Origin of the sequence: Natrinema caseinilyticum (assembly GCF_024227435.1) — an archaeon.
In the GTDB taxonomy this organism is placed as follows: Archaea; Halobacteriota; Halobacteria; order Halobacteriales; family Natrialbaceae; genus Natrinema; species Natrinema caseinilyticum.
Window position 1 is genome coordinate 2,985,014 of record NZ_CP100445.1, and the last position, 25,951, is coordinate 3,010,964.

27 protein-coding genes and 1 pseudogene are annotated in these 25,951 nt (G+C 65.5%); 16 read left to right on the forward strand and 12 right to left on the reverse strand.

Translation table 11 applies throughout. The features are described 5' to 3' along the window. Nucleotides 1-138 precede the first annotated feature (138 nt). Nucleotides 139-483 carry a carboxymuconolactone decarboxylase family protein gene (locus NJT13_RS14575; protein ID WP_254522366.1) on the reverse strand — a complete coding sequence of 115 codons (345 nt, stop codon included), beginning with the start codon at nt 481-483 and terminating at the stop codon, nt 139-141. Between the two features lie 198 nt (nt 484-681). Between NJT13_RS14575 and NJT13_RS14580 the strand changes: the two genes are divergently transcribed. Beyond that, on the forward strand, nt 682-1,152 hold the full coding sequence (locus NJT13_RS14580) for an MGMT family protein (RefSeq protein WP_254522367.1): 471 nt from the start codon (nt 682-684) through the stop codon (nt 1,150-1,152). Between the two features lie 99 nt (nt 1,153-1,251). Here the strand turns inward: NJT13_RS14580 and NJT13_RS14585 are convergent, their stop codons facing one another. Genes NJT13_RS14585 through NJT13_RS14595 form a run of 3 tightly spaced genes read right to left on the reverse strand, consistent with a single transcriptional unit; the run spans nt 1,252 to nt 3,514 of the window. Next, on the reverse strand, nt 1,252-1,845 hold the full coding sequence (locus tag NJT13_RS14585; RefSeq protein ID WP_254522368.1) for an NUDIX hydrolase: 594 nt from the start codon (nt 1,843-1,845) through the stop codon (nt 1,252-1,254). Next, nucleotides 1,842-2,342: a DUF7109 family protein gene (locus NJT13_RS14590; RefSeq protein ID WP_254522369.1), complete on the reverse strand. Its 501-nt coding sequence runs from the start codon at nt 2,340-2,342 to the stop codon at nt 1,842-1,844. Before NJT13_RS14590 ends, NJT13_RS14585 begins: the two co-directional genes overlap by 4 nt. Before the next feature lie 26 nt (nt 2,343-2,368). Beyond that, nucleotides 2,369-3,514: a glycosyltransferase family protein gene (locus NJT13_RS14595; protein ID WP_254522370.1), complete on the reverse strand. Its 1,146-nt coding sequence runs from the start codon at nt 3,512-3,514 to the stop codon at nt 2,369-2,371. A 204-nt stretch (nt 3,515-3,718) separates the two neighbouring features. On the opposite strand from NJT13_RS14595, the gene NJT13_RS14600 reads away from it, so the two are divergent. Both NJT13_RS14600 and NJT13_RS14605 read left to right on the forward strand, forming a co-directional pair. Further along, nucleotides 3,719-3,889: an HVO_0758 family zinc finger protein gene (locus NJT13_RS14600; RefSeq protein WP_254522371.1), complete on the forward strand. Its 171-nt coding sequence runs from the start codon at nt 3,719-3,721 to the stop codon at nt 3,887-3,889. Nucleotides 3,890-4,083: 194 nt separating this feature from the next. Beyond that, nucleotides 4,084-5,139, forward strand: a complete 1,056-nt coding sequence (locus tag NJT13_RS14605; protein WP_254522372.1) for a carbohydrate kinase family protein — start codon at nt 4,084-4,086, stop codon at nt 5,137-5,139. 16 nt (nt 5,140-5,155) lie between these two features. Here NJT13_RS14605 and NJT13_RS14610 read toward each other — a convergent pair whose 3' ends face one another. The 4 genes from NJT13_RS14610 to NJT13_RS14625 all read right to left on the reverse strand — a co-directional run bounded on the left by NJT13_RS14610 (nt 5,156) and on the right by NJT13_RS14625 (nt 9,289). Then, complete coding sequence (locus NJT13_RS14610) at nt 5,156-6,349, reverse strand: DHH family phosphoesterase (RefSeq protein ID WP_254522373.1); 1,194 nt, start codon at nt 6,347-6,349, stop codon at nt 5,156-5,158. Between the two features lie 53 nt (nt 6,350-6,402). Then, nucleotides 6,403-7,302 (reverse strand): SDR family oxidoreductase, encoded by a 900-nt coding sequence (locus NJT13_RS14615; RefSeq protein ID WP_254522374.1) that lies wholly within the window; start codon nt 7,300-7,302, stop codon nt 6,403-6,405. 193 nt (nt 7,303-7,495) lie between these two features. Next, nucleotides 7,496-8,743, reverse strand: a complete 1,248-nt coding sequence (locus NJT13_RS14620) for a sulfite oxidase (RefSeq protein ID WP_254522375.1) — start codon at nt 8,741-8,743, stop codon at nt 7,496-7,498. A 120-nt stretch (nt 8,744-8,863) separates the two neighbouring features. Then, nucleotides 8,864-9,289 (reverse strand): DUF5791 family protein, encoded by a 426-nt coding sequence (locus tag NJT13_RS14625; RefSeq protein WP_254522376.1) that lies wholly within the window; start codon nt 9,287-9,289, stop codon nt 8,864-8,866. A gap of 95 nt (nt 9,290-9,384) precedes the next feature. Here NJT13_RS14625 and NJT13_RS14630 point away from each other — a divergent pair. The 10 genes and pseudogenes from NJT13_RS14630 to NJT13_RS14675 all read left to right on the forward strand — a co-directional run. Next, nucleotides 9,385-9,880: pseudogene (locus tag NJT13_RS14630) on the forward strand (cell division protein); the annotation flags it as partial. Nucleotides 9,881-9,950: 70 nt separating this feature from the next. Further along, nucleotides 9,951-11,921 carry a glycoside hydrolase family 2 protein gene (locus NJT13_RS14635; protein WP_254522377.1) on the forward strand — a complete coding sequence of 657 codons (1,971 nt, stop codon included), beginning with the start codon at nt 9,951-9,953 and terminating at the stop codon, nt 11,919-11,921. A 723-nt stretch (nt 11,922-12,644) separates the two neighbouring features. Beyond that, nucleotides 12,645-13,526, forward strand: coding sequence for a coiled-coil protein (locus tag NJT13_RS14640; protein ID WP_254522378.1), 882 nt, complete (start codon nt 12,645-12,647; stop codon nt 13,524-13,526). A 238-nt stretch (nt 13,527-13,764) separates the two neighbouring features. Further along, nucleotides 13,765-14,199, forward strand: a complete 435-nt coding sequence (locus tag NJT13_RS14645; RefSeq protein WP_254522379.1) for a nuclear transport factor 2 family protein — start codon at nt 13,765-13,767, stop codon at nt 14,197-14,199. A gap of 90 nt (nt 14,200-14,289) precedes the next feature. Beyond that, nucleotides 14,290-15,654, forward strand: coding sequence for a carboxylate--amine ligase (locus tag NJT13_RS14650; protein WP_254522380.1), 1,365 nt, complete (start codon nt 14,290-14,292; stop codon nt 15,652-15,654). 96 nt (nt 15,655-15,750) lie between these two features. Then, nucleotides 15,751-16,746 carry a signal peptide peptidase SppA gene (gene sppA / locus NJT13_RS14655; protein ID WP_254522381.1) on the forward strand — a complete coding sequence of 332 codons (996 nt, stop codon included), beginning with the start codon at nt 15,751-15,753 and terminating at the stop codon, nt 16,744-16,746. Nucleotides 16,747-16,956: 210 nt separating this feature from the next. Next, the gene (locus tag NJT13_RS14660) at nt 16,957-18,282 is read left to right on the forward strand and encodes a DUF373 family protein (protein ID WP_254522382.1); all 1,326 of its coding nucleotides are present in this window, start codon (nt 16,957-16,959) and stop codon (nt 18,280-18,282) included. Nucleotides 18,283-18,353: 71 nt separating this feature from the next. Beyond that, a complete protein-coding gene (locus NJT13_RS14665) occupies nt 18,354-19,079 on the forward strand; it encodes a diphthine--ammonia ligase (RefSeq protein ID WP_254522383.1) in 726 nt (241 codons plus the stop codon). A gap of 111 nt (nt 19,080-19,190) precedes the next feature. Continuing rightward, entirely contained in the window at nt 19,191-19,415 is a 225-nt protein-coding gene (locus NJT13_RS14670; RefSeq protein ID WP_254522384.1) for a hypothetical protein, read from the forward strand. Further along, nucleotides 19,412-19,879 (forward strand): YciE/YciF ferroxidase family protein, encoded by a 468-nt coding sequence (locus NJT13_RS14675; protein ID WP_254522385.1) that lies wholly within the window; start codon nt 19,412-19,414, stop codon nt 19,877-19,879. The genes NJT13_RS14670 and NJT13_RS14675 overlap by 4 nt, the downstream gene beginning before the upstream one ends. Nucleotides 19,880-19,927: 48 nt before the next feature. On the opposite strand, the gene NJT13_RS14680 is transcribed toward NJT13_RS14675, so the two are convergent. Then, the gene (locus NJT13_RS14680; protein ID WP_254522386.1) at nt 19,928-20,635 is read right to left on the reverse strand and encodes a hypothetical protein; all 708 of its coding nucleotides are present in this window, start codon (nt 20,633-20,635) and stop codon (nt 19,928-19,930) included. 86 nt (nt 20,636-20,721) lie between these two features. Then, on the reverse strand, nt 20,722-21,696 hold the full coding sequence (locus NJT13_RS14685) for a nucleotidyltransferase family protein (RefSeq protein WP_254522387.1): 975 nt from the start codon (nt 21,694-21,696) through the stop codon (nt 20,722-20,724). A 174-nt stretch (nt 21,697-21,870) separates the two neighbouring features. On the opposite strand from NJT13_RS14685, the gene NJT13_RS14690 reads away from it, so the two are divergent. Then, on the forward strand, nt 21,871-22,161 hold the full coding sequence (locus NJT13_RS14690; RefSeq protein WP_254522388.1) for a transcriptional regulator: 291 nt from the start codon (nt 21,871-21,873) through the stop codon (nt 22,159-22,161). A 189-nt stretch (nt 22,162-22,350) separates the two neighbouring features. Further along, nucleotides 22,351-22,710, forward strand: coding sequence for a DUF7344 domain-containing protein (locus tag NJT13_RS14695; protein ID WP_254522389.1), 360 nt, complete (start codon nt 22,351-22,353; stop codon nt 22,708-22,710). On the opposite strand, the gene NJT13_RS14700 is transcribed toward NJT13_RS14695, so the two are convergent. Beyond that, nucleotides 22,707-23,162 carry a Rieske (2Fe-2S) protein gene (locus tag NJT13_RS14700; RefSeq protein ID WP_254522390.1) on the reverse strand — a complete coding sequence of 152 codons (456 nt, stop codon included), beginning with the start codon at nt 23,160-23,162 and terminating at the stop codon, nt 22,707-22,709. The two genes, NJT13_RS14695 and NJT13_RS14700, sit on opposite strands and share 4 nt — an antisense overlap. 95 nt (nt 23,163-23,257) lie before the next feature. Between NJT13_RS14700 and NJT13_RS14705 the strand changes: the two genes are divergently transcribed. Beyond that, on the forward strand, nt 23,258-24,367 hold the full coding sequence (locus NJT13_RS14705; protein WP_254522391.1) for a saccharopine dehydrogenase family protein: 1,110 nt from the start codon (nt 23,258-23,260) through the stop codon (nt 24,365-24,367). Nucleotides 24,368-24,598: 231 nt separating this feature from the next. Here the strand turns inward: NJT13_RS14705 and NJT13_RS14710 are convergent, their stop codons facing one another. Then, on the reverse strand, nt 24,599-25,681 hold the full coding sequence (locus NJT13_RS14710; protein WP_254522392.1) for a DNA polymerase V family protein: 1,083 nt from the start codon (nt 25,679-25,681) through the stop codon (nt 24,599-24,601). Between the last annotated feature and the right edge of the window lie 270 nt (nt 25,682-25,951).

The window sequence follows — 25,951 nt, forward strand, 5'->3', positions numbered from 1 at the left end:
GTACATCGACGTACTCATATGTACATAAGACTTGCGTCATCGCGACGGCGGGGACGGGAGCTCTCCGACGGTCCCGTCTCGGCGGGACGGTCGGTCGTCGGTAGCCGGCCGTCGGTCGTCGGTCGTTTGCCTCGCCGGCTATCCGCTCCGCTCGGCTTCGAGGGCCTGCAGCGTATCGTAGGCGTCGACCGCGTACGTCATCGCGGGACCGCCGCCCATCACGACCGCGACCTTGAGCGCGTCGACGATCTCGTCGTGGGTCGCACCGGCCTCGAGCGCCGCGTCCGTGTGCCAGAGGATACAGTGGTCACAGCGAGTGACGACCCCGATGGAGAGCGACATCAACTCCTTCGTCTTGTGATCGAGCGTCGTCGTCATTTCCGCCGTTTCGACGAATCCGCTGAACCGTTTCAGCTCCGGCGACTCGTGTACCAGTTCACCGAGCGTCTCCTTGAAATCGTCCAGTTCTCGGGATCGGGACATCGTGTAGAAAAACCACGACCGGGGACTAAACGCAATGGGGGTGGAACGGACCGCTGTGAGTGGGCGCACGAGCCACGCTCGTGACGCGATGCGGACCGGACCTCGATCGCCGAGGCCGGCAGTTGTCGATGGTCATACCGCACCGAGCCGAGACCCGAGACCGGCGCCTATTCAAGCCCGGGCCGCCTAAGAGACGCTATGGTGGACGTTACGGACGCTGGAATCTACGCGCGGGAATCGCCGTACCTCGATCGGTACGTCCAGCTCGGAGTCGCCAGCGGACGGGTCCTGAGCGTCTCGTTTCCCGAGATCCCCGACGACGACGCCGAAGCGGACCACGCCGTCCTCGATCGAATCTTCGAGTACCTCGACGGCCTCGAGCCGGTCACCTTCGATGACGTCCGGGTCGCGATGACCATGCCGACCGACCAGCGGTCGGTCCTCGAACAGGTCCAGCAGGTTCCCTACGGCGACCAGGTCACCGTCGAGACGCTCGCCCGGATGACCGCGGGTCTCGATCACGAGAACGAAACCGACATCATTCTCGTCCGGACGGCACTGGACGAGAATCCCGCGCCCCTTCTCATTCCCGATCACCGCGTCCGCGACGGTCCCAGCGCCGCACCCCCGGACGTCGAGCAAAAGCTCCGCTCGCTCGAGGAACTGTAAGTGACCGACCTCCCGTGTGAGTTAGTCGACGACGGTACGAACCTACATCCGACGGTGCGACGGGGCAGTCGGGAACGCGGGAACGCGGCGAGCAAGCGGTTACGTCTCGGACCGGTCGACCGTCTCTGGCGCTTCGAACGCCGTCGCCAACTCGAGTAACTGCACGAGGATTCGGCCCGTCGCGCCCCAGACGGTGTAGCCGTTGACGTGGAAGTAGTGGATGACGACCTCGCCGTAGTACGGATGCGATCGACGCTCGTACTCGTAGTTCTCCGGATCGAGCAGTCCGGACAGGGGAAGCACGACGATTTCGGCGACTTCGTTGTCGTCGCGGACGTACTCCCGATCCGGGACGTGGGCGACGAACGGCGTGACGGCGTACTCGGTGACCGTCCGAATGTCGTCCAGTTGCCCGACTACTTCGGCCTCGCTCGGCTCGAGGCCGATCTCTTCGTTGGCCTCCCGGAGCGCGGTATCGAGGATCGTCCCGTCTCTCGGCTCGGCACCGCCGCCGGGAAAGCTCATCTGGCCGGGATGCTCGCCGAGGTGGTCGGCCCGCCGGGTGAAAAGCAGGTGGTCCTCACCGTCGCGGTCGACGATCGGTGCGAGGACGGCCGCGTCGTACTCCTGATCGTCGATCTCGACCGGGTCGTGGGCGGCGACCGGCTCGAGACCCAGCCTCGCGTCAGTCATTCGGCCAGCGCGTCCTCCAGCCGCGTCCGTTCGTCGGTGAGATCGACCGGTGCCCAGGTCTCGAGGTCATAGCTCACGTCTAGCAGGGTCCGACACCGTGCGCCGTCGCCTGCGGCGATCGCTTCGTCAGCGGCTGCGACGAAGCGATCGCGGGCTGCCTCACCCAGTGGCTGTCGGTCGGGCCGGCGGCGTTCGACGTCGAGGATGTGGGGGACGTCTTCGGCGTGTTCCGGTACCGACGGAAACGCGGTCGGACCGGCGACGAAGAGCGCTTCCCCGTCCGCGTTCGCCGCCGCGTCGCTTCCGCTCGTGGGATCGTACCGAACGAGCGCGAACGATTCGAGTGCGGCCTCGATCGCCGCTTCGAGGTCGTCGTCGTCTACCGACTGCCCGTCGGCTCGATAGGCGGCCTCGGCGAGCGCCCGCTCGAGCTCTTCGCGGGTCAACCCGCCGAAGAGGTCGACCACGCCGGCCAGTTCGTCGGCGGTCGCGTCCATACCCGGTCCAACGGCCGGTGATGGGATTAGTCTTGTGAGCGCGACCCGACCCGTCGCTCTCGCCAGGGCCGGGCGGCTTCGACCACTTCGGTCGGGTCGAACGGGGCGTCGGTCCACCGCGGCAGACGCGTGTCGTCCTCCGGCGGCGCGATCGAGGTCGCGTAGCGGGCCAGCTGATCGCGTTCGCCCGCGGGATCGTACTCGAGACCGTTGAACGCCGCATCGACGCGATATTGCCGGATCAGCGTCTCGCCGACCGCGCGATATCGCTCGGGCAGCGTCTCGTACTCGGGATCGACACCGTGTTCCTCGATCACGCCAAGGAGTGCGGCCGCGACTTCGCGGCTCATCCCCTCGAGACCCGTCTCGCCCGCGACCGTTCGGTGGTCGTGTTCGTGGGTGCCGAGGTCGACCTGCGCGGTCCCGCCGAAGCCGGCGACCGCGAAGGCGTCGCCGAGCGTTCCGACCTCGAGTCCCCACGCACGGGGCGGTCGCAGTCTGCGGGCGAGGTCGGCGGTCGCGGCGAACTCGCCGGCCAGCGCGTATCGAAACGCACGGAGGTAGTCGACGATCGGCTCGTCGTGGGCGTCCGCGAGCGTTCGAACGAGGGGTTCGTAGAACAGCCGGCAGAGTCGGCCGTAAAGCCGATCACGTTCGACGCGGGCGTAGTACCCCTTGGAGAAGTCGAAGTCCATCGTCAGGGGTGCGAGCAGGCGGTGGACGTGATCGGACTCGTAGCTTCTGACATCCGCATCGTGGACGACGACTGCGTCGGCGCTGTCGGCGGCCGGACCGAGCGCGAGCCACACGTCTCGTCCCTTCCCGAAGTCACCGCCCAGACCCGCGTCGGCGAGCAACGCGTCGACGTCGGACGCGCTACACCAGAGGACGCGCATCGGCAGTGCGAACGAGGTGAGCCACTCGCGAAACGGCCCGATCTGGTCGGGGTCGGCGCGCACGGGAACGAAGACCGCAGCGGGCGCCGGCTCGAGGCGCTCGAGTTCCCGGAGGACGCGTTCGGCGGCGGGACGGTCGTACTCGCGGGCGGTCATGGGGACGACGACGGCCGTCTCGGCGACCGCGGCGGCGGCCTCGTTCCCGAGGTCGCCACTGGGTCCGTCCCCGTCGCCGAACTCGTGGAGCGTCGCGATCCGCTCCTGGACGTACTCCATCGGTGGGGTGTTCGGGCGGATCGGTAAAACGGCCACGGATGCGGCCAGATAGGCGGGGCCGGTCTCGACCGTCGCCGTCTCGAACCGACGGTCGTCGCCCGCCGATCAGCCCCAAGGCGCGGACACGCAGCCCTGATCGGCTCGATTCGAATACTGATAAATTACCACCGGTCTTTTTCTCCCCCTCTTCCCTACAGGGTGCACATGAAATCAGTCCGGAAGGCACTTCGGGAGGGTGAACTCGAGAAGGACACCTACGACAGGCTCGTTTGCGGCGAGTGCGAGAAGCCGCTGAAGACCGAAAACGACCCCGACGATATCAAGACGGTCCGCATCTGTCCGGATTGCAACGCCGAGTGGAAGGAGATCCGGTAGGGCCGTCCTCACCTTCGATTGCCACGACCGTACGGGACGGGGGACGTCGAGAGTCCGAATCGGTCGATCCCACGCGCCGGCTCGACCGTCAGTCCGGTACACGCTGTCCCACCGGTGGCTCGCGTCGCCGCGAGGCGACCGACGGGCGGGCCGCCGTCCGACTGCTTTTATCGACGAGCGCCCCACTCACGGGTGTGAGCTACGGAACCCTTCGCGACCGCCTCGACGCTCTCGAGGCCGGTGACGGCCGGCACGTCGTCGCCCTTCCCGACGGCAGCGTCGATCACCGATACGTCCTCTCGGGAGCGGGCGGCGCGTCCCTCCGCGACGTCGACGAGTTCGCCGGCCAACTCGCGGACGGCAGCCGCGCGTTCTGGCTCGAGTCGATCGACGTCCAACCCGGCGGACAGGCGGTCAACGCGGCCGTACAGGTCGACGCGCTCGGCGATTCCGCGACCCTCGTCGGCCATCTCGACCATCCGGTGTTGGCCGACTTTTCTTTCGAAACGCACTCCATGGGCCCGCCGGCAACCGTCAGCGTCGTCGCGTTCGACGGGGACGACCTCCTCTTTTCCGAGCCGGGACCGACCGAGGCGTGGGACGTCGCTGATCTCAGCGCGGTCGTGGACTGGGACCAACTCGTCGATGCGGACGCGCTTTGCTGTGCGAACTGGGTCACGATTCGCGGCCTCACGGCCGTCTTCGACCGGCTTCGGTCGGCCCCGCCCGACGACCCCCTCGCGGTCGTCCTCGATCCCGGCCCGCTCGACGCGGTCGAGCCAGCGGCGCTCGCGGACCTGTTCGACGCGCTCTCGCGAGCGGACGCGGCAAGCGACACCCTCGCGGTGGTCCTCTCGGTCAATCCGACCGAACTCGAGGCCGCCGTCACGGCAGCCGACGGAGCGGACGGCGCGTTCGACGGGCCCCCGGACCGGAACCGGGACCGAGACAGAGCGGCGTCCCTTCGTTCGGCGATCGACGTCACCGGCGTCGTCTCTCACGGCGTCGACGCGGCCGCAGGGGCGACTCGCGATGGGACTGCCGTCGTCGACATGCTCGAGGTCAGCGCGGTAACGCACACGACCGGTGCCGGCGACCGGTTCTCGGCCGGATTGGCGTGTGCGCTGGCCCACGAGTGGCCGCTCGAGGCAGCGCTCGCGCTCGGAAACGCCTGTGCGGCACACTTCGTCGAGACCGGCGACACCGCCGACCCGGAGGCGGTGCGCTCGTTGCTCGATCGCCAGAAGTGAGTCCGATCGGCTCCGGCTAGCGTTCGCCGGCCAGCGCCGCAAAGAGCCGGTCTTCGAATTCCGCGCGGCTGATCCCGTCCGAGGGACCGATGCCGTTCATGTGGTCGACCGAGAGTTGGCCGCCGCCCATTCGCGCGTGACCGCCCGCGCTGGCCATCGGGATATCGCTAATCGCGTGACGAAGCGTCTCGCCCATGTGGACCCTGTCGTCGCGCGATCGACCGGAGAGGTGGAGCGTCCCGTCGTTTTCGCCGTAGACGACGACTGCCGTCACGCCCTCGAGATGCATGAGTTCGTCCGCGGCCTGCGGGATCGCGTCCACGTTTCCGATTTCGCCGACGTCGCAGACGGCGAATGGGCCCTCGACGCGTTTTTGAGTGATCGCCGTCGCCTTGACCCGCAACACGTCGTCGCTGACCTGTGGATTGGCGATTCGGTCGAGCAAGTCCTCGTCTATTCCCGGAAACAGCGTGGCACTGGCGTCGAATTCGGCCCGGGAACAGCCGTTCGTCAGGTGATTCGTGTCCGACTGAATTCCGTAGAGGAGCCCCGTCGCCAACTCCGGCGAAATCTCGAACCCGCTCGAGTCCTCCTCCTCGTCGGCCATCGTCGCGCCGATGTCGGTCAGATACTCGACGAGGATCGTCGATGCCGCGCCGTAATCGGTCCGAACGTCCGTGAACTTCGTCCCGGCCCCGTTACCGGGGTGGTGGTCGACGACCGCGATGGGTTCGACGGTCTGGGCTCCGGTAAACCCCCGCGGGGTGTTGTGATCGACGAGGACCACCGCGTCCGAACTGAGCTGTGAACTGGCCTCGACGGGCTCGAGATCCAGATCGAGAACGGTCCGGAACGCCCGATTCTCCTGGTGGCGGATCTCACCGGGGAACTGCATGTTCACCTCGGTGTCGACCGAGTCCGCGATCGCCGCGATCCCCATCGCACACGACATGGCGTCGGGGTCCGGATTGGGGTGCATCAACACCGTCACGTCGTCGTGGTTCGCGAGCACGCGCTGCAGTCGGGCGCCCGGCGGACGGCGGAACCAGCGAATCGCCCACCAGCCGCCGATGACGAGTCCGACGACGACGAGGACGAGAAGGGAGAGAACGAGCGGTTCGAGAGAGCGGATCGAGTCGCCGACCGAGTCGGTCACGAGGGGATTCGCCCCGACGAACGCAACCCCGCTCGAGGCGCTCCGGCGGCTCATATCAGCAAATCAAATCGGACCACCAAGAGTTTTCCCCATAGCGGCGGCGTTCGTCACCCGCCCGACGAACGTCGGAAGCGTTCGATAGCGTCGCGGTATCCCTCGCGGAACGTCGGATAGACGAATTCGTATCCCAGCGCCCGCAATTTTTCGTTCGAACACCGCTTACTCGTCAGGATTCGGCGTCGGCCGGCCTCGGAAACGTCGTCGTCCGCGAGGCGCTCGGCTTTCGTCCGCTTCGAGGGCCGTTCGACCCCACACTCGTCGGCCAGCCAATCCGCGAACGGCCACTTCGAGACGGGCTCGTCGTCGACGACCTGAACCACCTCGCCGCGAGCGAGGGCTTCCTCGAGCAGGTAGCGGACTGCCCCGGCCGCGTCGTCCCGGTGGACCATATTCAGATACCCGTCCGTCACTGGTCCCTCGAGGTACCGCTCGAGCCGATAGCGGTCCGGTCCGTAGAGGCCGGCGTAGCGCGCGACCGTCCCGTCGATGCCGTGTTCCGGCGCGTCCTCGAGTGCGATCCGCTCGGCCTCGGCGAGTACCGCGGTTTTGTCGGTGGTGGGCTCGACCGGCGTTTCCTCGTCGACCCAGGCGCCGTCGTGGTCGCCGTGGACGCCGGTCGAGGACGTATAGAGGAGCCGTTCGGGTGGGTTCTCGCGCTCGCCGAAGGCGTCGATCACCGTTTGCAACCCGTCGACGTACACCTCCCGGGCGGTCTCGGCCCCACGGCCGCCGCTGCTCGCTGCGAACACGACCGCGTCGACGTCCGGTATCGTCGCGAGCGCCTCGCGGTCGGTGACGTCCGCCCGTCTCGCTTCGAAGCCGGCCGCTTCGATCCGCTCGACGCCCGCGGCCGACCGCCGAACGCCGATCGGCTCGTGCCCGCGATCGGCGAGCTGTCGGCCCAGTTCGATCCCGACGTACCCACAGCCAAGGATCCCAACGTTCATGGCCGAACTCGCGGTCGGGTGCACATAATCTCACCGCTCGAGCCCCGTTCCTCGACGCCTGCGTCACTCGTCTCGTGCGTTTGCGATCCGGTTGCGAGTCGATCCGTTCGTCCGCTCGCTCGAGGCCGAACGGACGCGAGCACGGTGGCGTGCACTCTCCGGTGAGGCGCGTCTCGGTAGCGAGCGGAAGGTGCTACTCGACGGTGACGTCGACCGCGTGGGGAAGCGACGCGTTCTCGGCGTACCCGCCTTCGTTCCACGGATACGCGTCGTCGCGGTCCTCGTCAGGCCGTGCGATTCGCGTCGGCTGGCGGCGGCCGCGTTCGTCCGTCGCTCGAGAGACGAGTGTGTAGGTGCCGGGCGACGGCTCCCAGACGTAGCGAAACAGCCGCCAGGCGCAGTCGTAGTGCGGACCGAAGAACGACCCGGCCTCCCAGCTGTCGCCCCCGTCGGTCGATAGTTCGATGGCCGTCACCTGGTCGTCGCCGGCCCAGGCGACGCCGACGACCTCGACCGTGCCGTCTTCTCGCGGGACGACGGTCTCGCCGTCTTCGGGCGTGCCGATCGTGGATTTGACGTTCTCGTCGAACGTGTACGGATGGTCGATCTCGTCGGACTCGATCTGCTCCCAGGTGTCGTACGTCGATACCGTCGGGTTCGATTCGGGCTCGACGCCTTCGGGGTGGATCCGGTAGGCGGACTGCTGCCACCGGGTGTAGTCTTCCCCGCCGCGGTCGGCCCAGTCCTCACCGTGGACCATCGTCTCCGCGACGTGGAGTTCGGTGAGCCACTTGACGCTGTTCACGCCGTACCAGCCCGGAACGAGCAACCGGACCGGCCGGCCGTGTTCGGGCGGGAGCGCCTCGCCGTTGACTTCGTACGCGAGGATGCAGTCCTCGAGAACTTTGGACATCGGAATCGAGCGGGCGAACCGGTCGTTCTCGCCGTCGACTTCGGGACGGTCGCCGCCGACCGCGGTGAGCCACGTGTCGTCGTCGGTCGCCGCGCCGTGGTCGGTCAGAATCGCGGAAAGCGGCGCTCCCGTCCAGATCGCGGTGCTGACGGCCCCGTACTCCCACTGTACGCTCCCCGTCTCCGGGTCGAAGTAGCCGCGGCCGTTCCCCGCACACTCCATCGTGTGTGCGACCGCGACCGTCGGGTAGTCCTCGCGAATCGCGTCCATTCCCAGTTCGGCCTCGCGATCGACCGCGCCGGCTAGCGCGACCGTCCACTCATCGACGTCGGGCTCGAGCGTCTCGTTGCGGTGGCAGACGTAGTGATCCTCGAGGGGCGTGAGCCAGTTCGCGTACGTGTCTCGGTCGGCGGCGCCGACGACCCGATACCGATCTTCGAAGTCGTCGACGGCCTCCGTGCCGGATTTCCGATCCAGAATCGCGTCCGTCTCCCGCCGTCGGCGCTCGCTGCGCTCCGAGTTCGACATGGGGTTTGGACACCGCCCAGCGCGATAAATTCCCGGTGGTCGGTGTCGATCCACGCTACAGTCATGAGACGCGCCGCACGACGCCAACCGCGAGACGGCCCGGCGGGAACGGAACGACGCCTACGGTGCGCCGTCCGCGATTGCGTACTGGACGTGGACGAACTCCTCGAACGACATCGGCGCTCGCTGTTCGATCTTTTGCTGGATCTCCTTTGCATCCATGTCGATCTCGAGTTTGCTCTCGACCGCGTCGACGTCGAGGACCGCAGTCGACATTCCGAGCAGCAGGTGCTCGAGTGCTATCGTGACGATCGTCTCCGGATCGGGTTCCCCCTCTTCGAGCGCCTGAATCTCCGCTGCTTCCGCCAGCGTGAGGTCGGGCGATTCGCCCCGTGCGAGCGCCTCGAGCCCGTCCCGTTCCTGGCCGGTTTCGGCCGCGACGGCCTCGGGGCCGCGTCGGTCGACGATCGTCGCGAGGTCGTCCTCGTACTCGGCCCGGAGATCGCCGGGCGAGTCGGAGACGGTCATCCGCTGTTCGTAGAACATACCCGAACGAAGGGGAATGCGCCAGATAGGTATTGTGACCTTCGTCGGACGGGGCGCCGCAAGGTCGGCCACGGGCCCGAGTCGTGTGTGTCCGCTCGCTTGACGGCATCGTCACCTCGAAGGCGGAAGCTATTTTCATCGATGCCGGCCTCGGCGGCGGGACCGGCAGCGGCGGTGCGCCCGTCTTCGTCCACCACCTCCAGCAGGTCTACGACGGTCCGGTCTACGCACTCGGCGTCTGCGTCTTGCCGGGACGAAACGAGGGGACGCTCTACCAGGCCAACGCCGGCCGCTCGCTGAAGACGCTCCTCAGGAGGTCGATTCGGTGCTGCTCGTCGTCGCAGGCCAGCCGGATCCCCGAAAGCGAGTCGGTGACTTGAGGACGAAACCGGCAGAATGCAGGTCCGGGACGGAGACGTTCCGCTGGTCAGCGACCAACTCGGCGCGCTGGTGTTACTCGGCGGAGCGGAACGGTCGGATCGGATTCAATGGTTCGTGGACCGAGCGCGTGACGCAACGCGCGCACAGGAGCGGGAATCGACGGACCACGCCGAGCAGTTCGCGGACGACCGACTCGAGAATCTCTTCTAGTCGATCCTGAACCCACGGCGATCCTGAACCGATGGAAGGGCTTTTTACTTCGGCTTCGCTGACAGTGATAATGACCGACGAGTGGGTCGGTGGGATCGTCACCGACCGCAACGGCGACGGTCCACCGACCGTCGAGGAGTGGCGACTCGTATCGGTTCCCGGGCGCCCAAGGGGGTTCGACGGGGGACCGATCGCCTATCGAACGAACTTCACGGACCCCCGAGGCGACGAGACCGAACGGGCGCTACTCGAACTCCGTGGCGCGTACGACCGCGCGACGGTCTGGCTGAACGGCACGCGCCTCGGGACGAACGAACCGCACTTCGTTCCCCTTCGTCTCGAGTTCGAACCGCAGCCCGAAAACGAACTGATCGTCGTCTGCGAGCGACCCGATTCGTTTGCGGGGATCTACGAGACCGACGAGGTGCCGGCCCACTTCGGGACGCCGGGTATCTGGGGGGACGTCGAGATCGAGTCGCGGCCCGCGGTCTTTCTCCGGCGGCTCGAGGCACGGCCGCGCGTCGGCGCGAGTCCGAAGTCACAGCGGAACGCGGGGACGACGGAGGAAGCGGCCGCACGCGCGACCACCGACGGTGCGAATGCGACGGAGGAAACGGCCGCACGCGCGACCACCGACGGTGCGGGTGCGACGATCGACGTCGCACTCGAGATCGATGCGGGCGAGGCGGTCGACGATGCGGTGTCGCTATCGCTCCGGCCGGAAGGGTTTCGCGGCGGTGCCACGATGGAGCGGGTTCCGATTCGAGCCGACGCGGGCGAGCGGACGACGGTGTCGAAGACGATCTCGATCAAGGATCCGTCGCTGTGGTGGCCCCGCGGGTACGGCCCGCAGCGCCGGTATACGGTCCGGGCGAAACTCGGCGGCGACGCCGTCGAACGAACCGTCGGTCTCCGGACCGTCGAGCGAGACGACGACGGGCTGGTGGTAAACGGACGTCGCGTCCGCGCTCACGGATTCACGCGCCTTCCCGGCGGCGACCCGCGCGACGACGTCGACCGGGCGGTCGACGCGAACGCGACGATGCTTCGCGCCCGCGCGCACGTCCCGGCACGAGAATTTTACACCGCCTGTGACGAAGCGGGCATCCTGGTCTGGCAGGATCTGCCCGCCACCGGAATCGGGTCCGAACTGCCGGTCGATCGGGGGACGGAACTGGCGGCAGCGCTCGCCGAGGAATACGGCCAGCATCCCAGCCTCGCGATGCTCGCCGTGAACGATCAGCCGGAGGATCCGTTCGCGGATCCGCTCGGAAGCGGCGTCTTCTCGAAACTCGCGTTTCGCTATCGGGCGTGGCGGACGTCGGTCGACCACGACCCCGCAACCGAGATCGCCGCGTCGATTCCCGGCGATCTACCCGTCGTCCCGACGATCGGCGCGCCGGGAACCGGCGCGGACGCGTCCCACCTCGCGCTCGGCTGGCAGTACCTCGAGGCGGGCGATATCGACTGGCTGCTCGAGACGTATCCCGCTCTGGGCACCGTCGTCGGCGGGTTCGGAACCGGTTCCCTCGCGACCGACGACGCCGATCCCGCGGCGATTCCGGGGATCGATCCGACGCTGCTCGAGCGGCGAGCGGACGATGCCGACGCGTCCCAACTCGAGCAGGCGCGGACGCTGAAGGTGGTCGCGGAAGCGCTCCGACGGCGGGACTGTGGCATCGTGACGGCGTCGACGCTGCGCGATAGTGCGCCAGGCGGCGGGATGGGCGTTCACACGGTCGATGGCGAGCCGAAGCGGGCCGCCGAGGCGATTTCGCGATCGTTCGAGCCCGTCCAGGCTGTTCTCGACGGCCCGGCCAGTCCGGGAACGGTCGGGATCACCCTCTGTAACGCCACGCACGATGCGCTCGAGCCGGTCGTCGGCTGGCGGGTCGGTGACGACACGGAGACCGAGCGGGTCAGCGTCGGGCCGCTCGAGACGACGCCGGTCGGAACGGTTCGAATCCCGCGGGACGCAGAGCGGGTCGACCTCGAGGTGGCCGTCAACGGTCGGTCAGTCTGGAACAGCTACGAGTTGTAAGCGACACTCGCAGTGCCTGGTGTGTTCTCACGGGCTCACAGAATTCATCGCGTGTGTTCACCGGACAGCGGTCGCTCGGACTCCCCGGAGGATGAGAGCTGACTCGCTGTGATCGAGTCGGGGTACCACCACCGAGATACTCGCGTGGCGTCGGCCGGAGCCGTCTCGGTGTGCGTCAGTCGACCCGGATATCACACGTATTCGACCCTGCGTGTCACGGATATGATACTGCGATGCCGGCCAATAGACGCACACCGGGGAACCGATGAATCGCCGTTTTTCTCCGGGAAAACTCCGTCTCGCCCGCCGGTTTTCCCCGAACGATACACTCGGAATACGCTCGGTAATCGGACCTCTAGCGCGTCTCCCGTGTCGAGCGTCGTGGATGTTTCGACCGCGTACCAGTATAAGTACCTCCCACTACCCCTGTCAACGTCCAACATGGCACGATGAGGCCCCTGAGAACCGGTTTCAGGGGTTTCGGGACCGGTACATTTAAATTACAAGCGCCAGTAGTTGCGGCTACCAGAACGCCACCGGGGCGCGTATCGCTCGACGATCGATGACAGGAAATCTTATTCACCGAGGTTTCGCAGATCGTGAGCAGTCGCTTCGAACAGTCGGACGGGCCATTACGAGCGCCACTCGTCTTTTGACCGACGGGTCGCTTTCTGCCGTCCGACCGTTTCTCCGGTGCGGGTATGGCACAGAGGTTTGAATAACATGGTAGACGAATCGAAGAACATCGAACTGACAGAGGACGACCTCGAGAACAAATCGAAAGGACAGCTCATCAAAATGGCCGGTCAACTGCGAGATCGGCGAAACGAGCTGAATCAGATGGCTTCTGAACGCGCTTCCAAGCGCGACGATCTCAACGCGAAGACTCGCGAGAAAGTCGACGAGGCCCAGGAACACCGCGAGAAACGCGACGAGCTGAACGAGCAGGTCCAGGAGCACAAAGAACAGCGCAACGAGTTAAACGCCGAGGCCAACGCGCTGTTCGACAAGGTCGAGCAGCTCAAGTCGGACATGGAACTCGACGAGGGAAAGGACCTGGAGGAACTCGAGGATGAAATCGAACAACTCGAGTTCAAACAGCAGACCGAGGTTCTCTCGAGCGAGGAAGAAAAGGAACTCATCGAGAAGATCGAGTCGAAGCGCGAGGAGTACGAGGAGCGCAAACAGAAACTCGATCAGAACGAGGACTTAGAGGAACTCGTCGAGGAGGCCGAAGAGGTCCGATCGGACGCTTCCCAGCACCACCAGAAGGTGACGGAGCTGGCGGACAAGGCCCAGGAACATCACAACCAGATGATCGAGGCCTATCGCGAAGCCGACGACATCCGTGACGAGGCCGACGAGATGCACGAGAAGTTCGTCGAGGCCCAGGAGGCCGCCGACCGCCACCACGAGGACTTCGTCCGCGTTCAAAAGCGCCTGCGCGAACTGGACAAGAAGGAAGAAGAAGAGCGCAAATCGGAGCGCGACAAGAAGAAGGAAGCGGCCAAAGAAGAGGCCGAGGAGATCTATCAGAAGTTCAAGGAGGGCGAAACCTTAGACACCGAGGACCTGATGAAGCTCCAGAAAACGGGGCTGCTCTAAGTCGAACACGTCTACCGCGTCTTTTCTCCCGGTTTTCGGGATTCGAAAGCGGGTACAGAGTCGTACGCGTTCGCATCCGCCAGCGGGTTCACTCCGGACTCTCGGAACTCACCGACGGAGTGCGACCGCCGCGTCGATCAGTTACACGACCGTGACAGTCACCGTTCCGTTCTCATAGTCTGTGAACCGTCTATTGCTATTTTGTCCGTACGGGTGTTCCACACCAGCCTAACAGGTAATGAAATCGAACGAACATCGGTCGGTCGAGAGTCCGGCCGCTCGAGAACGGCTGACGCAGTTCTATGCGAGGTTCAACCACGCGGTCACGGACCGCAGCGATACCGACGCGTTGGCAGCGATGGTGACGGACGACGTCACCTGGACCGACGCGACGACCGGCGCTCGATCCGATCGACGCTACTCGGGGACGGATGCCGTCCTCGAGAACGTGGTTCTGACACCGCGCGAACGAGCCGATCATCTCCAGGCCCTCCCCGAGCGGTTTACCGACGCGGGTGAGACCGTGATCGTAGAGGGTGCCTACGTCGGAACGGTCGACGGACGGCACTTCGATATCGCGTTCGCACACGTGTTCGAACTGATCGACGGCCGGATCGACGGATGTACGGCCTACAGGGATACCGCCCTGGAGCAGCGGGTATTCGATGCCTAACGCTGCCCGTCTGGGGATACGCCGGATTGGAAACCGACAGGTCACAGTATACGATCTATAACAATGGAACCACACCCACTGACCTCGCGTATGCAACGACACAGGGACGACACGAGCGTGGTCGTTCCCGGGATCGGCGCGCCGAGTTCCGTCGCCTGTCTCCGCTCGCTTCGACCACGCGGTGTCCGAACGATCGTCGGTTCCGAATCGCGGTCAACTCCGGCGGCTACGTCGGCGTATCGCGATGAGTTCGTCGGCCTTCCGGACCCGACGACGGATCTTCCCGGCTACGGGGACGACTTGCTTTCGCTCGCCGAACGCCCGGACGTCGAGACGATCATCCCCGTTCGCGAGGAAGACGTCTACGTCCTCGCGGACCGAAAAGGCGCGTTCGCCGACGAAATCGCGACTCCCTGGCCGGACTTCGATACCCTCCGACGCGTCCAGGACCGCATCGACCTCTTCGACGCCGCCGACGCGGCCGGCGTCGCGGCCCCCGAAACCGAACGCCTCGACGAGTGGGACGACTGGGACCGGGAGACGATCGTCAAACCGCGCTACACCGTGGCCGCCCCCGAGTATCTCGGCCCGACGTTCGACCGTGCGGAGATCGGCTCCACCGAGTACCAGCGGCCCGGATCTCGGCCGGATACGGCGGCTGAAATCGAAAAACGCGGCCACGTTCCGCTCGTCCAGGAACGAATCGCGGACCCGCGAGAATTCGGTTTCTTCGCGCTCTACGATCACGGCGATCCAGTCGCGACCTTCCAGCACTGTCAGCGTCGTGGGTGGGAGTACTGCGGCGGTCCGAGCGCCTACCGAGAGTCGGTCCACATCCCGGAACTCGAGACCGCCGGCCGCGCGCTGCTCGACGAACTCGAGTGGCACGGCCTCGCGATGGTCGAGTTCCTCCGCGACCCCGCGGATGGCGAGTTCAAACTGATGGAAATCAATCCGCGCTTCTGGTCGTCGTTGCCGTTTTCCGTCCGAGTCGGTGCGGACTTCCCCTACTATTACTGGAAACTCGCGATCGACGAGCCGATCACGTCCAACCCGACGTACGAGGCCGGTATCGGCGGTCACCTCCTCCGTGGTGAACTCAGTTACCTCCACAGCGTCGCGACCAAGGAATATCCGCTCGTCGATCGCCCGTCACTTTCCGGAGCCGTTCACGACGTCGCGACGTCGATCCTCCGTTACCCCCGGTTCGACTACGCGGTCGCCGACGACCCGGTGCCGTTCTTTCAGGACGGCGTGAATCTCGTGCGCGCGTGGCTGCATAGTCGAGCCGGCTCGGATCGGTCGGCCGGCGCGCCGACGGATGCGATGGCCGAAACCGAACCACCGGACGACGGCCGCGCGGAATCGACCGAGACGAGTCCGTCCGTCGACGGTGACGCGACGCGCTCGATTCAGACTGACGGCGGTTCGCGATCGGGATCGCGACGACCCTGACAGAGCCACGCCGCAGCGCTCCGGTCGAATCGCCCGCAACCGCCAATGCTTAACGGACTCCGCCCCCACTACGCAGCATGACTCGAGGTGGACCCTGTGGTCAGTAGCGAGGATATCGGCCGACTGGTGATCGTCGTCGTCGGCGCGCTCGCGTTCGCGGCCATCGGCGTCGTCCTGTTCGTCATCGTTCCGTCGACGGTGGCACAACTGCTGGGCGTGGTCCTCGCGCTCGGAATCGCTCTCGTCGGGGTGCGTCTGTCCGGCAACGTCGCCAGATCGGTATTCCCGGGCTACGACGTCGCCGAAGTGGCAGTCGAAGGGCCGATCACCCGCGACGGCGGCGGCGGCCGGTTTCCGCCCACTCCGAGGGCGACGCCGGCCGACGACATCGTCGATCAGATCGATCGCGCGAACGACGACGACAACGCACGGGCGCTTCTCCTGAAGCTGAACACGCCCGGCGGCGAGGTCGTGCCGAGCGACGATATCCGGCTCGCGGCGACGCGATTCGACGGTCCGACGATCGCCTACGCGACCGACGTCTGTGCAAGCGGCGGCTACTGGATCGCCAGCGGCTGTGACGAACTCTGGGCCCGTGAGGGGAGCATCGTCGGGTCCATCGGCGTCATCGGCTCGCGGATCAACGCGAGCGACTTCGCCGAGAAGGTCGGCCTCTCCTACGAGCGGTTCGCTGCCGGCGAGTACAAAGACGCCGGCACCGCGCTCAAGGAGATCGACGAGGACGAACGCGCGTACCTCCAGGGGCTGATCGACGACTACTACGACACCTTCGTCGAGCGAGTCAGCGACGGACGAGACCTTGAGCCCGAATTCGTCCGGGACACCGAGGCACGGATCTACCTCGGCGAGCAGGCTTTCGATCTCGACCTCGTCGATCGCCTCGGCACTCGCCGAGACGTCGAGGACGAGTTGGCCGACCGTCTCGACGTCGACGAAGTGACGGTCGAGGAGTTCGAACCCGAGCGACCGCTGATGGCTCGCATCGGTGCCGGTGCCCAGGCAGTCGCGTACGCGTTCGGTGCCGGTATCGCGGGCTTCGCCGACGATCGCGGGTTCCGGCTGCGAAGCTGAGCCGATCCCGTTCGCGCGCGGGCCGAGCAGCGGTCGCACCGGCTGCCCCTACCGCACGGGCCGGCTGGGAAACGCGACGGACTCGAGCGGCGAACCGGCGCGACGAGTCGGGCGCCGCGCTGCATCGATGCTCTCGCGAGGCCCGGTAGCGCCACGGGAGTGCTCGAACGAGTAAGTGGTTTTATCGTTACACGGAATGCAACAGCTATCGTGACAACGCTGGTCGTCTGCCTCGACCGGACCGACGACGTCGGCCGCAAGACCGGGCTCCGGTCGCCCGTCGTCGGTTGGGAGGCAGTTCGCGCGCTCGTGACCGACGTCGGCCTCGCGGATCCGGAGGATTCGGGCGTCAACACCCTGCTCGAGTCGCTCCGTGTCGCACAGAACCTGCGCGACGAGAACGAGGAGGTCGTCGTCGCGGTCGTCTCGGGAGACCACGAGTCGATGGTATCGGCCGATCGAGCGGTCGCCGAGCAACTGGACGGACTCATCGCCGATTACGAACCCGATTCCGCGGTCGTCGTGACGGATAGCGCGGAGGACGAGCGACTGATCCCGATCGTGGAGAGCCGCGTTCGGGTCGATTCCGTCGACCGGGTCGTCGTCCGCCAGGCTCGCGACATCGAGTCGACCTACTACCTGCTCAAGCAGTTCCTGGCCGACGAGGAACTCCGACAGACGGTGCTGGTCCCGATCGGGTTGACCCTGCTGGTCTTCCCGCTGCTCGCGACTCTCTCCGGACCCGCGGAGGGTGCGGCCGCGATCACGACCGTCATCGGGCTCTTCTTGCTCTACAAGGGGTTCAACGTCGACGAGTGGTTGACCAGACTCGCTCATCAGACGCGGGAGTCGCTTTACTCCGGTCAGGTGTCGGTCGTCACCTACGTGGTCGCGGCCGGACTGACCTTCGTCGGCCTGTTCGTCGGCGCACTCGGCGTGTCCAACGTCGGTGACACGCCGGGCGTCGTGATTCCCGCAACGCAGTTCGCCTTCGATAGCATCCCCTGGCTCGCGATGGCCGCCCTGACCGCCAGCGCCGGTCGATTGCTCGACGAGGCGATCGGCGAGGAACCGATCCGCAGTTCGTTTCTCAACCTGCCGTTTATCGTCGTCGCCGTTAGTCTGGTCGTCCGCGGGTTCTCCGCGTACTTCCTCGAGCAACAGGACGTGATCGATTCGTTCGTCGTCCCGGCGGCGGAACTCGGGGTCCTCTCGAACGAACGGTTCGTGATGGGCGCCGGCGAACGGCTCGCGCTGTTCGTCGTTACCGCGATCGTGGTGAGCCTCGTCGGCGCGCAGGTCGCGTCGGTCGTCTCCGGCTCCGGTGGGGACGACGACCGCGGCGACGGCGGTTCGGACGCGAAACGCGCGGACGACGGTGACGGGCCCGACGGGACGGTCGAGCGCGACCCGACGGCCGATGCGACTCCCAACCGTGAGGACAGGTCGCTATCGGATCGGGCGGATCCCGAACTCACCGACGGCGGCGCAGACGCGAACGCGAACCCGTACTCGTTCGGCGACCGCGACCGGTGACTCGTCCCGGATCGGGGCCGACCCGTCTCCGGACTCGGTATCCATTTACCCGTTCCTGTCCACTACCGAGTATGAGCGATGCAGACGGCGCGTGGGTGAGCCTCTTTTCCGGCGGCAAGGACTCGTCGTGGGCGCTGTACCGAGCCATCGAGCGCGGGCTACCGGTCGAACGGCTCGTTACCGTCCACCCCGAGGGAGACTCGTACATGTATCACGTCCCGGCGACGGACCTCACCGCGCTCGCGGCCGAGAGCCTCGGTATCGAACTGATCGACGTCGAACCCGAGGACTTCGGAGCCGAGGCCGCCGTCGACTCGAGCAGCCAGGGGGACGACGAACTCGAGCCACTGGAGGCCGCCCTCGCGGACCTCGATCGCGAACTGCCGGGCGGCGTTGCCGGCGTCACGGCGGGTGCCGTCGAGAGCGAGTATCAGACCAGTCGCATTCGCGGGATGTGCGACCGCCTCGGCTGTGATCTCTTCGCCCCGCTCTGGCGGCAGGATCCCCGTGAACTGGCAGATGCGATGCTCGATGCGGGCTTCGAGATCACGATCGTTCAGGTCGCGGCCCACGGATTGGACGAGTCGTGGCTGGGCCGAACGCTCGACCGCGAGGCGATCGCCGACCTCGAGGCACTCCACGAGGACTACGGCGTCCACATCCTGGGTGAGGGAGGCGAGTTCGAGACGTTCGTGGTGGACGGGCCCCACATGGATCGGCGGATCGACCTGGCGTACGAGACCGAGTGGGACGGGACGCGGGGACGATTGCGGATCACGGACGCGCGGTTAGCGTAATCCCACCGCGAACGAACGCAGTGAGTGAGCGGCTTTTTGGTCCAGATTTTTGCGCGAGCGGTCGCCGTCGGCGACCCGACGCGGAAAACGGTGGTTCCCGAGACGTTGGTGGTGGACGGGCCCCACGTGGATCGGCGGATCGACCTGGAGTTCGTCGAGAAACGACCCCTGGAGGACGGCCGGTGGGAACGCGGAGCGCGCCGGACCGACGGCGCGACGTCGAACCCGCGAGAGGGGGATCCGGATCACGGTCGCCCACGTCCCGGCCGATTCAGAGCGACGTTTCGAATGATGGGCGAACCGCTTTGCACCTTCCCGGCGACGCTTCCCGCATGATCGAGAACGACCGCGAACTGTTCGTTCGGGAACTGCGCGAACTCTACCAGATCGAGCGCGAACTCGAGGGCCTGCAGTCGGAACTGACCGAGGCAGCGACCGACGAGGCGCTCGAGGAGTTTTTCATGGCCCACGGCGAGCGAACGTCGGAGCAGTTGGGGCGACTCGAGCCGATTTTCGACGCGATCGAGGCCGAACCCGCGCCGATCCAGTCCCCCGTTCTCGAGGGATTGCGAACGGACCGCGAGGACGTCGTGGGCGACCTTCGGGATCCGGTGCTGGGCGATCTCGTCGAGACGGAACTGGGGCGGGGAATCGAGCGGCTCGAGATAACGAAACTCGAGACCCTGCTCGCACTCGCCGACCGGATCGGCTACCCGAGCGAGGTCACCGATCCGCTGGAGCGGACTAGGGCGGAAGCCGAAACCGGCCTCGAGCGGGTTCGGGAACTGACAGCCGTGTGATCCGGGGGTTCACGGCGGAACTGACGACAGCCCGACGGTCGCTGATACTCACGCGTGACGGACAGCATCGAGGACGGCGTCGCGGTCGCTCGGGTCCGTGGCCGTCCACCACGCGATCCGGTCGAGTTCGAGCGGGCTGAACCCCGAGGCGAACGCCAGCCACTCGGCGGAGGCGATCGTTTGCAGGTCGGTCGTCGTCTCGATCGGTGACTCCTCCAGATCGTCGTCCACCGCCGTCAGCAGTCGTTCGATCGTCGGGTCCGGCGTGACGGTCGCGACGCCGGCCAACTGGCGAAGGTACTGAAACGTCGATGGGCCGATTCCCGAGATCGTCCCGATGGGGTCCTCGTCGTAGCGGTAGTGGTCGGCCGTTTGCGCCCAGTCGACCAGCGCGGCGAAATCGTCGCCGGCCGGTCGGTCCGCGAGAACGCGTGCGATCCTACAGAGGACGCGCCGCTTGCGTTGCGCACCGAAGGCGGCTACGAGGTCGTCGTCTTCGACGTCGATGGCCGCTATCTCACTGAACGACGTGACTCGGTCGGGGACGAGGAAGGCGTCGCGAAATCGCTCGACGGCCGGCCTGATTCCGTTGACGAAGCGCTGGCCGGTCGTCGCGGCGGCGGCCTCGGCGACGAGCAACACCGGATCGTCCCCTGTCCAGCGACGATACGTGAGGAAGTCTCCTGCGAGTTCCTCGTACGGAACGCCCTCGGCGTACGGCTCGAGGACCGCTCGAACCGTCTGGTCGGGTTGCATGACCGTTGTGCACACGCATCACACGGCGGACTCATATCTGTATCGACTGATCCGAGTGACCCGAAGCCACCCGGACTCGAGCGGGGTCACTCGTCCGTGCCGTTCGTGATCGTCGTGTGCGCCCCGATGAGCGCCCCGGCGAGGTCGAGGTCTTCGATGTGGGTCCCCTGGTCGATGATCGAGCGGCGAATGTCGCCGTTCTCGACCACCGCGTCCGGAAATATGATCGTATGTTCGAGGGTCGTCCCCTCGAGTGTGACGTCGCCCATGACGTGGACGTTCTCGCCGATCGTGGCATCTTCCAGGGACGCCGACTCGGCGACCAACGAGTCGCCGTTCAAATGCCAGGCGACTGCGTCAAGATAACTCTCTGGGGTGCCGATGTCGAACCACGCGCCTTCGAACGTGTAGGCGTACGTCGCCTCGCGGTTCTGGAGCCACTGAACGAACCACCCGGGCTCGTCGGGATTGTTGCCGTCCTCGAGGTACGTCGGAAGCAAGTCGAGTGAATCCTGTGGAAACGCATAACAGGCGATCGAAACGAGCGTGCTCTTCGGATCGTCGGGCTTTTCCTGGAAGTCGACGACGCGGTCGCCCTCGAGATCGACCAGGCCGTAGGATTTGGCCTTCTCGCGGGAGTCGACGTCGTAGGCGGCGAGCGTGGGCGCGCCGTGATCCTCGAAGTAGTCGAGAAACTCCGACACGGCGAAACTGATCAGGTTGTCGCCGGCGATAACGAGCAGATCGTCGTCGACGTTCTCGCGGTCGATCAACTGGGCGAGCGCTCCGACGACACCGAACTTGTCCTCTTCTTCTGTCGTGTCCTCGACCGAAAGCTGGGGTTTGTCGAAGTCGCTGTCGGCCAGGTGCGCCTCGAAGTCGGGGGCGAACCGCTCGTTGGTACTCACGTAGACGGCGTCGATCCGGTCGTCCGCTTCGAGGTCCGCGAAGATACGATCGATGACGGTCGATTCACCGATCGGGAGAAACATCTTAGGCCGATGTTTGGTAATCGGCCACATTCGCGTCGCGTACCCGCCTGCAAGAACGACGGCCTTCATGGTCCGGTGTTCTCCAGCAGGGGCTAAGTTACTTGCCCTTCTTCGAGATCCGTACCTATCGCCCGAGTCGAGACGCGGCCTGCGGTACCGGTTCGCGGGAATCGGCGGCGGAACGCGGTGACCCCGTCGGCCGATGGCCTATAGTATAAATTTGCGAGGGCCGTGAGCCAACGTATGCGAAAGGCCGACGAAACGACGCGACAACGCCTCGCCGACGCCCTCCGTGACGAACCGGCGACGCCGAGCGAACTGGCCGTACTGCTCGATTTGACGCCCCATGCCGCGGTCCGCAACGTCGAGCACGTCTCACGTTCGGTCGACGGAACCGACGAGCAACTCCTCGTCGCACCTCCGACGTGTCGGGACTGCGGTTTCGACGACTACGACGACCTGCTGAACCTCCCCTCGCGGTGTCCCGAGTGCAAGAGCGAGTCGATCGACGAACCGACCTTCACGATCGAGTGATTTCGACCGACAGTCATCGACTATCGACTGTACGCGCGGAATACAAATTCTGAACCGGATTCGACACTAATATTTAGGCAGCAGGCGAGACCCCGATACGAACCCTCGAACGAGCGGCGTTCCGTCCCATCGGTAGTACGTCGGGCCCGTTCTCCGTCCGACCGTTCGCGCGAGGATCACGGAGTATACATGACTTCCACCCCCAATTCGGACCTCGACGTCATCGAGTTCGTACAGCAGTTGCTCGACCGACTCGACGAGGACGACGTGTCGGCCGAGGCGATGACCGACGCGTTTTCGCTGCTGGCCGATCGGCGCCGCCGACTCCTGCTCGAGGTCATGCGCACCTACGGGGAGGAGCTAACGCTCCCGGATGCGGCAGAGGAAGTCGCGATCCGCGAAACGGGCCACACCGTGACCGATATCCCGGCCGAACGAGTCACGGAGGTGTATCTCTCGCTGTACCACGATCACCTCCCGCGACTGGTCGACGCCGGTCTGCTCGAGTACGATCAGGAACGAGACCTGGTCGCCCCGGACGCCGTCTAAAACTCGACGTTCGACGTCGACGTCCGATCGAGCGTCTCGCTTTTTCCCTCGCCGAGGCCGACGAACTCGTAGTCGTCGTCGGTCAGATAGACGTCGCCATCATCGATTTCCACCTCGAGTTCGGTGAGATACGCCCCTTCGCACGGGCCGTACGTACAGCGGCCGGAGCCGGCCGCGAAGTACGCGCCGTGATTCGCACAGACGATCTCTCCGTCACGCATCGGGGCCCCCGATCCCTTGTCCAGTTTGATGTGCGTCAGGTGCTGACAGTAATTGAGCCAGCACGAGACGCCGTCGCCGTTAGACGGTGCACCGCCATCGGGTTCCGCTGCGCCACTCCTGACGAGGATCGCCTCCCGTTCCCGATCCTCGTCCGAGCCGTCGGTCACGCGAAAGAGAACCGTCGAGTCGTCCGGCACGTCCGCGAGGGCCGTGATCCGACTTGCAGCCATTTCCCCTCCGTTACCGCTCGGTCGCCCTGAACGTTACGACAGTCGCGTGCGGATGTCTGACGGACATTTAACCCCCTGTCGGACCAACGAAGCCCATGGACACCCTTCTCATCTACGGCTCCTACGGCTACACCGGCCGACTGATCGCACGCGAAGCCGTCGAACGAGGGGGGTCACCCGTGATCGCCGGCCGCGACAGCCACGCGATAACCAGGCAGGCCGATCAACTCGGCGTCGAGGGTCGGTCCTTCGACCTCGAGTCGGCCGACCTCGAATCCCGCCTCGAGAGCTTCGACGCCGTCCTCAACTGTGCGGGGCCGTTCGTCGAGACGGCCAAGCCACTGGTCGCGGCCTGCCTCGAATCGAAGACTGAGTACCTGGATATCACCGGCGAGTTCAGCGTGTTCGAATGTCTTCGCCAGCGCGACGCGGCGGCCCGGAACGCGGGGATCACACTGCTCCCCGGCGTCGGCTTCGACGTCGTCCCGTCGGACTGTCTGGCGGCCATGCTCGTCGAAGAGCTCCCCGAAGCCGACCAGCTCGTCCTCGGGATCAAGGGCGGTAACGGGCTCTCTCCGGGAACGGCTCGAACGCTCGTCGAACACCTGGGCGAGCGCGGCGTCGTGCGGCGAAACGGACGTCTCATTCGGGTTCCGATGGCCTTCCGAACGCGGGCGATCGACTTCGGCGATGGCCCCGACCACGCCGTCACCATTCCCTGGGGTGACGTCGTGACTGCGGCCCACAGCACCGGCATCGAGTCGGTCGAGGTCTACGCCGCTGTGCCGCCGTGGGCGAGTACCGTTTTGTCGGCCGTCGACTCGTTGGGATGGCTCCTTCAGCGCCGCACGACCGAACGGCTACTGAAGCGGCTGATCGATGCCAGTCTCGAGGGCCCGGACGAACGATCCCTGGCATCCGGCAGCGCCGTCGTCTGGGGCGAAGTGACGGACGAGGCCACCGGACGGCGGGCGCGCGCCCGACTGCGGACGCCGAACCCCTACGCGCTGACCGCCGAATCGGCTGTATCGGCCGCCGAACGCGTCCTCGAGCGCCGAGATCGAATTTCGGCGGGATTCCAGACCCCCTCGTCGGCGTTCGGGAGCGCGTTCGCGCTCGAACGGCCCGGAATCGAGCGCGAACTGATCGAGACACCGACCGATTCCGGCGAGCGAAGCAAGACGACGGTCGAAATAGACGAGTGACGGACTCCGGCCGCCGCGGGAGCCACGAGCCGCGGACGCGGTATCGTCCTGCTCGGTCGGCGACGGGTTTCGACAGACGTTCAGGCCCGTTTTATCCGCGTGAAAACGAATCGCTCGAGTCGACGCGACGAATGCCGCTCGGCTATGGTTTCGCGAGGAACGGGAAAACGGACCGACGCAGAAGATCGGCGATCGCGATTTCGATTCTGGACGGGTTCAGCGGTCTCCGCCTTACTTCTCGCCGAGGGCCCGACGGCGGAGCCACTCGAGAGAGAGTGCGCCACCGGCGAGGGCAGTCCCAGCGGTGAAGCCGGGGGTTCCCTCGGATTCGCTCGGACTGTCCTCGCTCGACGTATCGGAACCGTCACTGGAGTCATCCGATTTCTCGTCCCCGTCGTCGGAGCCGGTGTCGGAACCGTCGTCGCCGGCGGTCGTTTCGTCGTCCGCGTCCGTTTCGTTACCGGAATCGTCGCCGTCGGCAGATTCGTTTCCGGAAGCGCCGTCGCCCGCAGCGGTTTCGTTACCGGAATCGGTACCTGACGAGGAATCCTCGCCGTCCGAATCCGTACTGCTTCCGTCGTCACCGCCACAACAGCTTCCTTCGTCGTCGGTCTCGTCTGAATCGGTTTTCGTGGCCGACTCGAGGTTTTCTCGCGGCGTTTCGTCGGTCACTTCACCGGATGCGAGTAACGGTACCGGGTCGCCAGGCTCCATGGTATCATCGACTCCCTCGAACAGATCGAGTTGGAGCGCAGAGGTGATCCGATAGATGTCACCCACCCGGGACTCGTCGTTTTTCACGACGACGGTCGTACTTCCGTCGGATGAGATTGTGACGGAGTTGTTCGTGGCGTTCAACGGGACGTGACTGATGCGTCCGTCGACGGGTCTATCGTTTCCGTTCACCAGTTTGTACTCGATCAGCCCGTTCTCTTCGTCGTACTTCACGGCCTCGATGGTGATCTTCCCCGGGTTCGGGTTCTCGGGACCGAGGTCAGTCGGGGAACCTGCGAAGTCGTGGGCGTAGGTCGTCCCCCCGTTCGTCAGTGTGATCTCTCCGGCGGCACCCCCAGACACTCCGGTCGTTACGTTCGTCGCAGAATTCGCGTCGACCGTAACCGTCGTCTCGGTCCCCGATTCGTTGGTGTACGTTAGCGTGACCGGCTGGCCTCCATCGTTCGTCACTTCGAAGAGAGCGATGTCGTCGTAGTAATCCACGCCGTGACTCGTGACGGAGACGTCTTCCGGCGACACGGTGGAACTATCGCTCGCTGCCAGTGCTCCCCCACCTGCGACGACTGACAAGATAACCATCGTTAGCATTGCACCAATCCCGAGTCGTTTTGGACCGATCATAGACAGTGAGACTTCCGAGACGTCCACCGCTTGTTATAATCCTCTGTCTAAGCCGTTTGGAATTATGCCACTCGTCTCGTGAAACTCCCGCTCGTTCGTTTCATTTCGAAAACTCGTAATATGGTATTACCCGACCGTAATCACACGACCCGGTGTTTTCGGCAGGCAATAACCGGAAATAACCGGCACACTCCTCCGTCTGAGGCGGTACTTTGGTACTGATGCAAC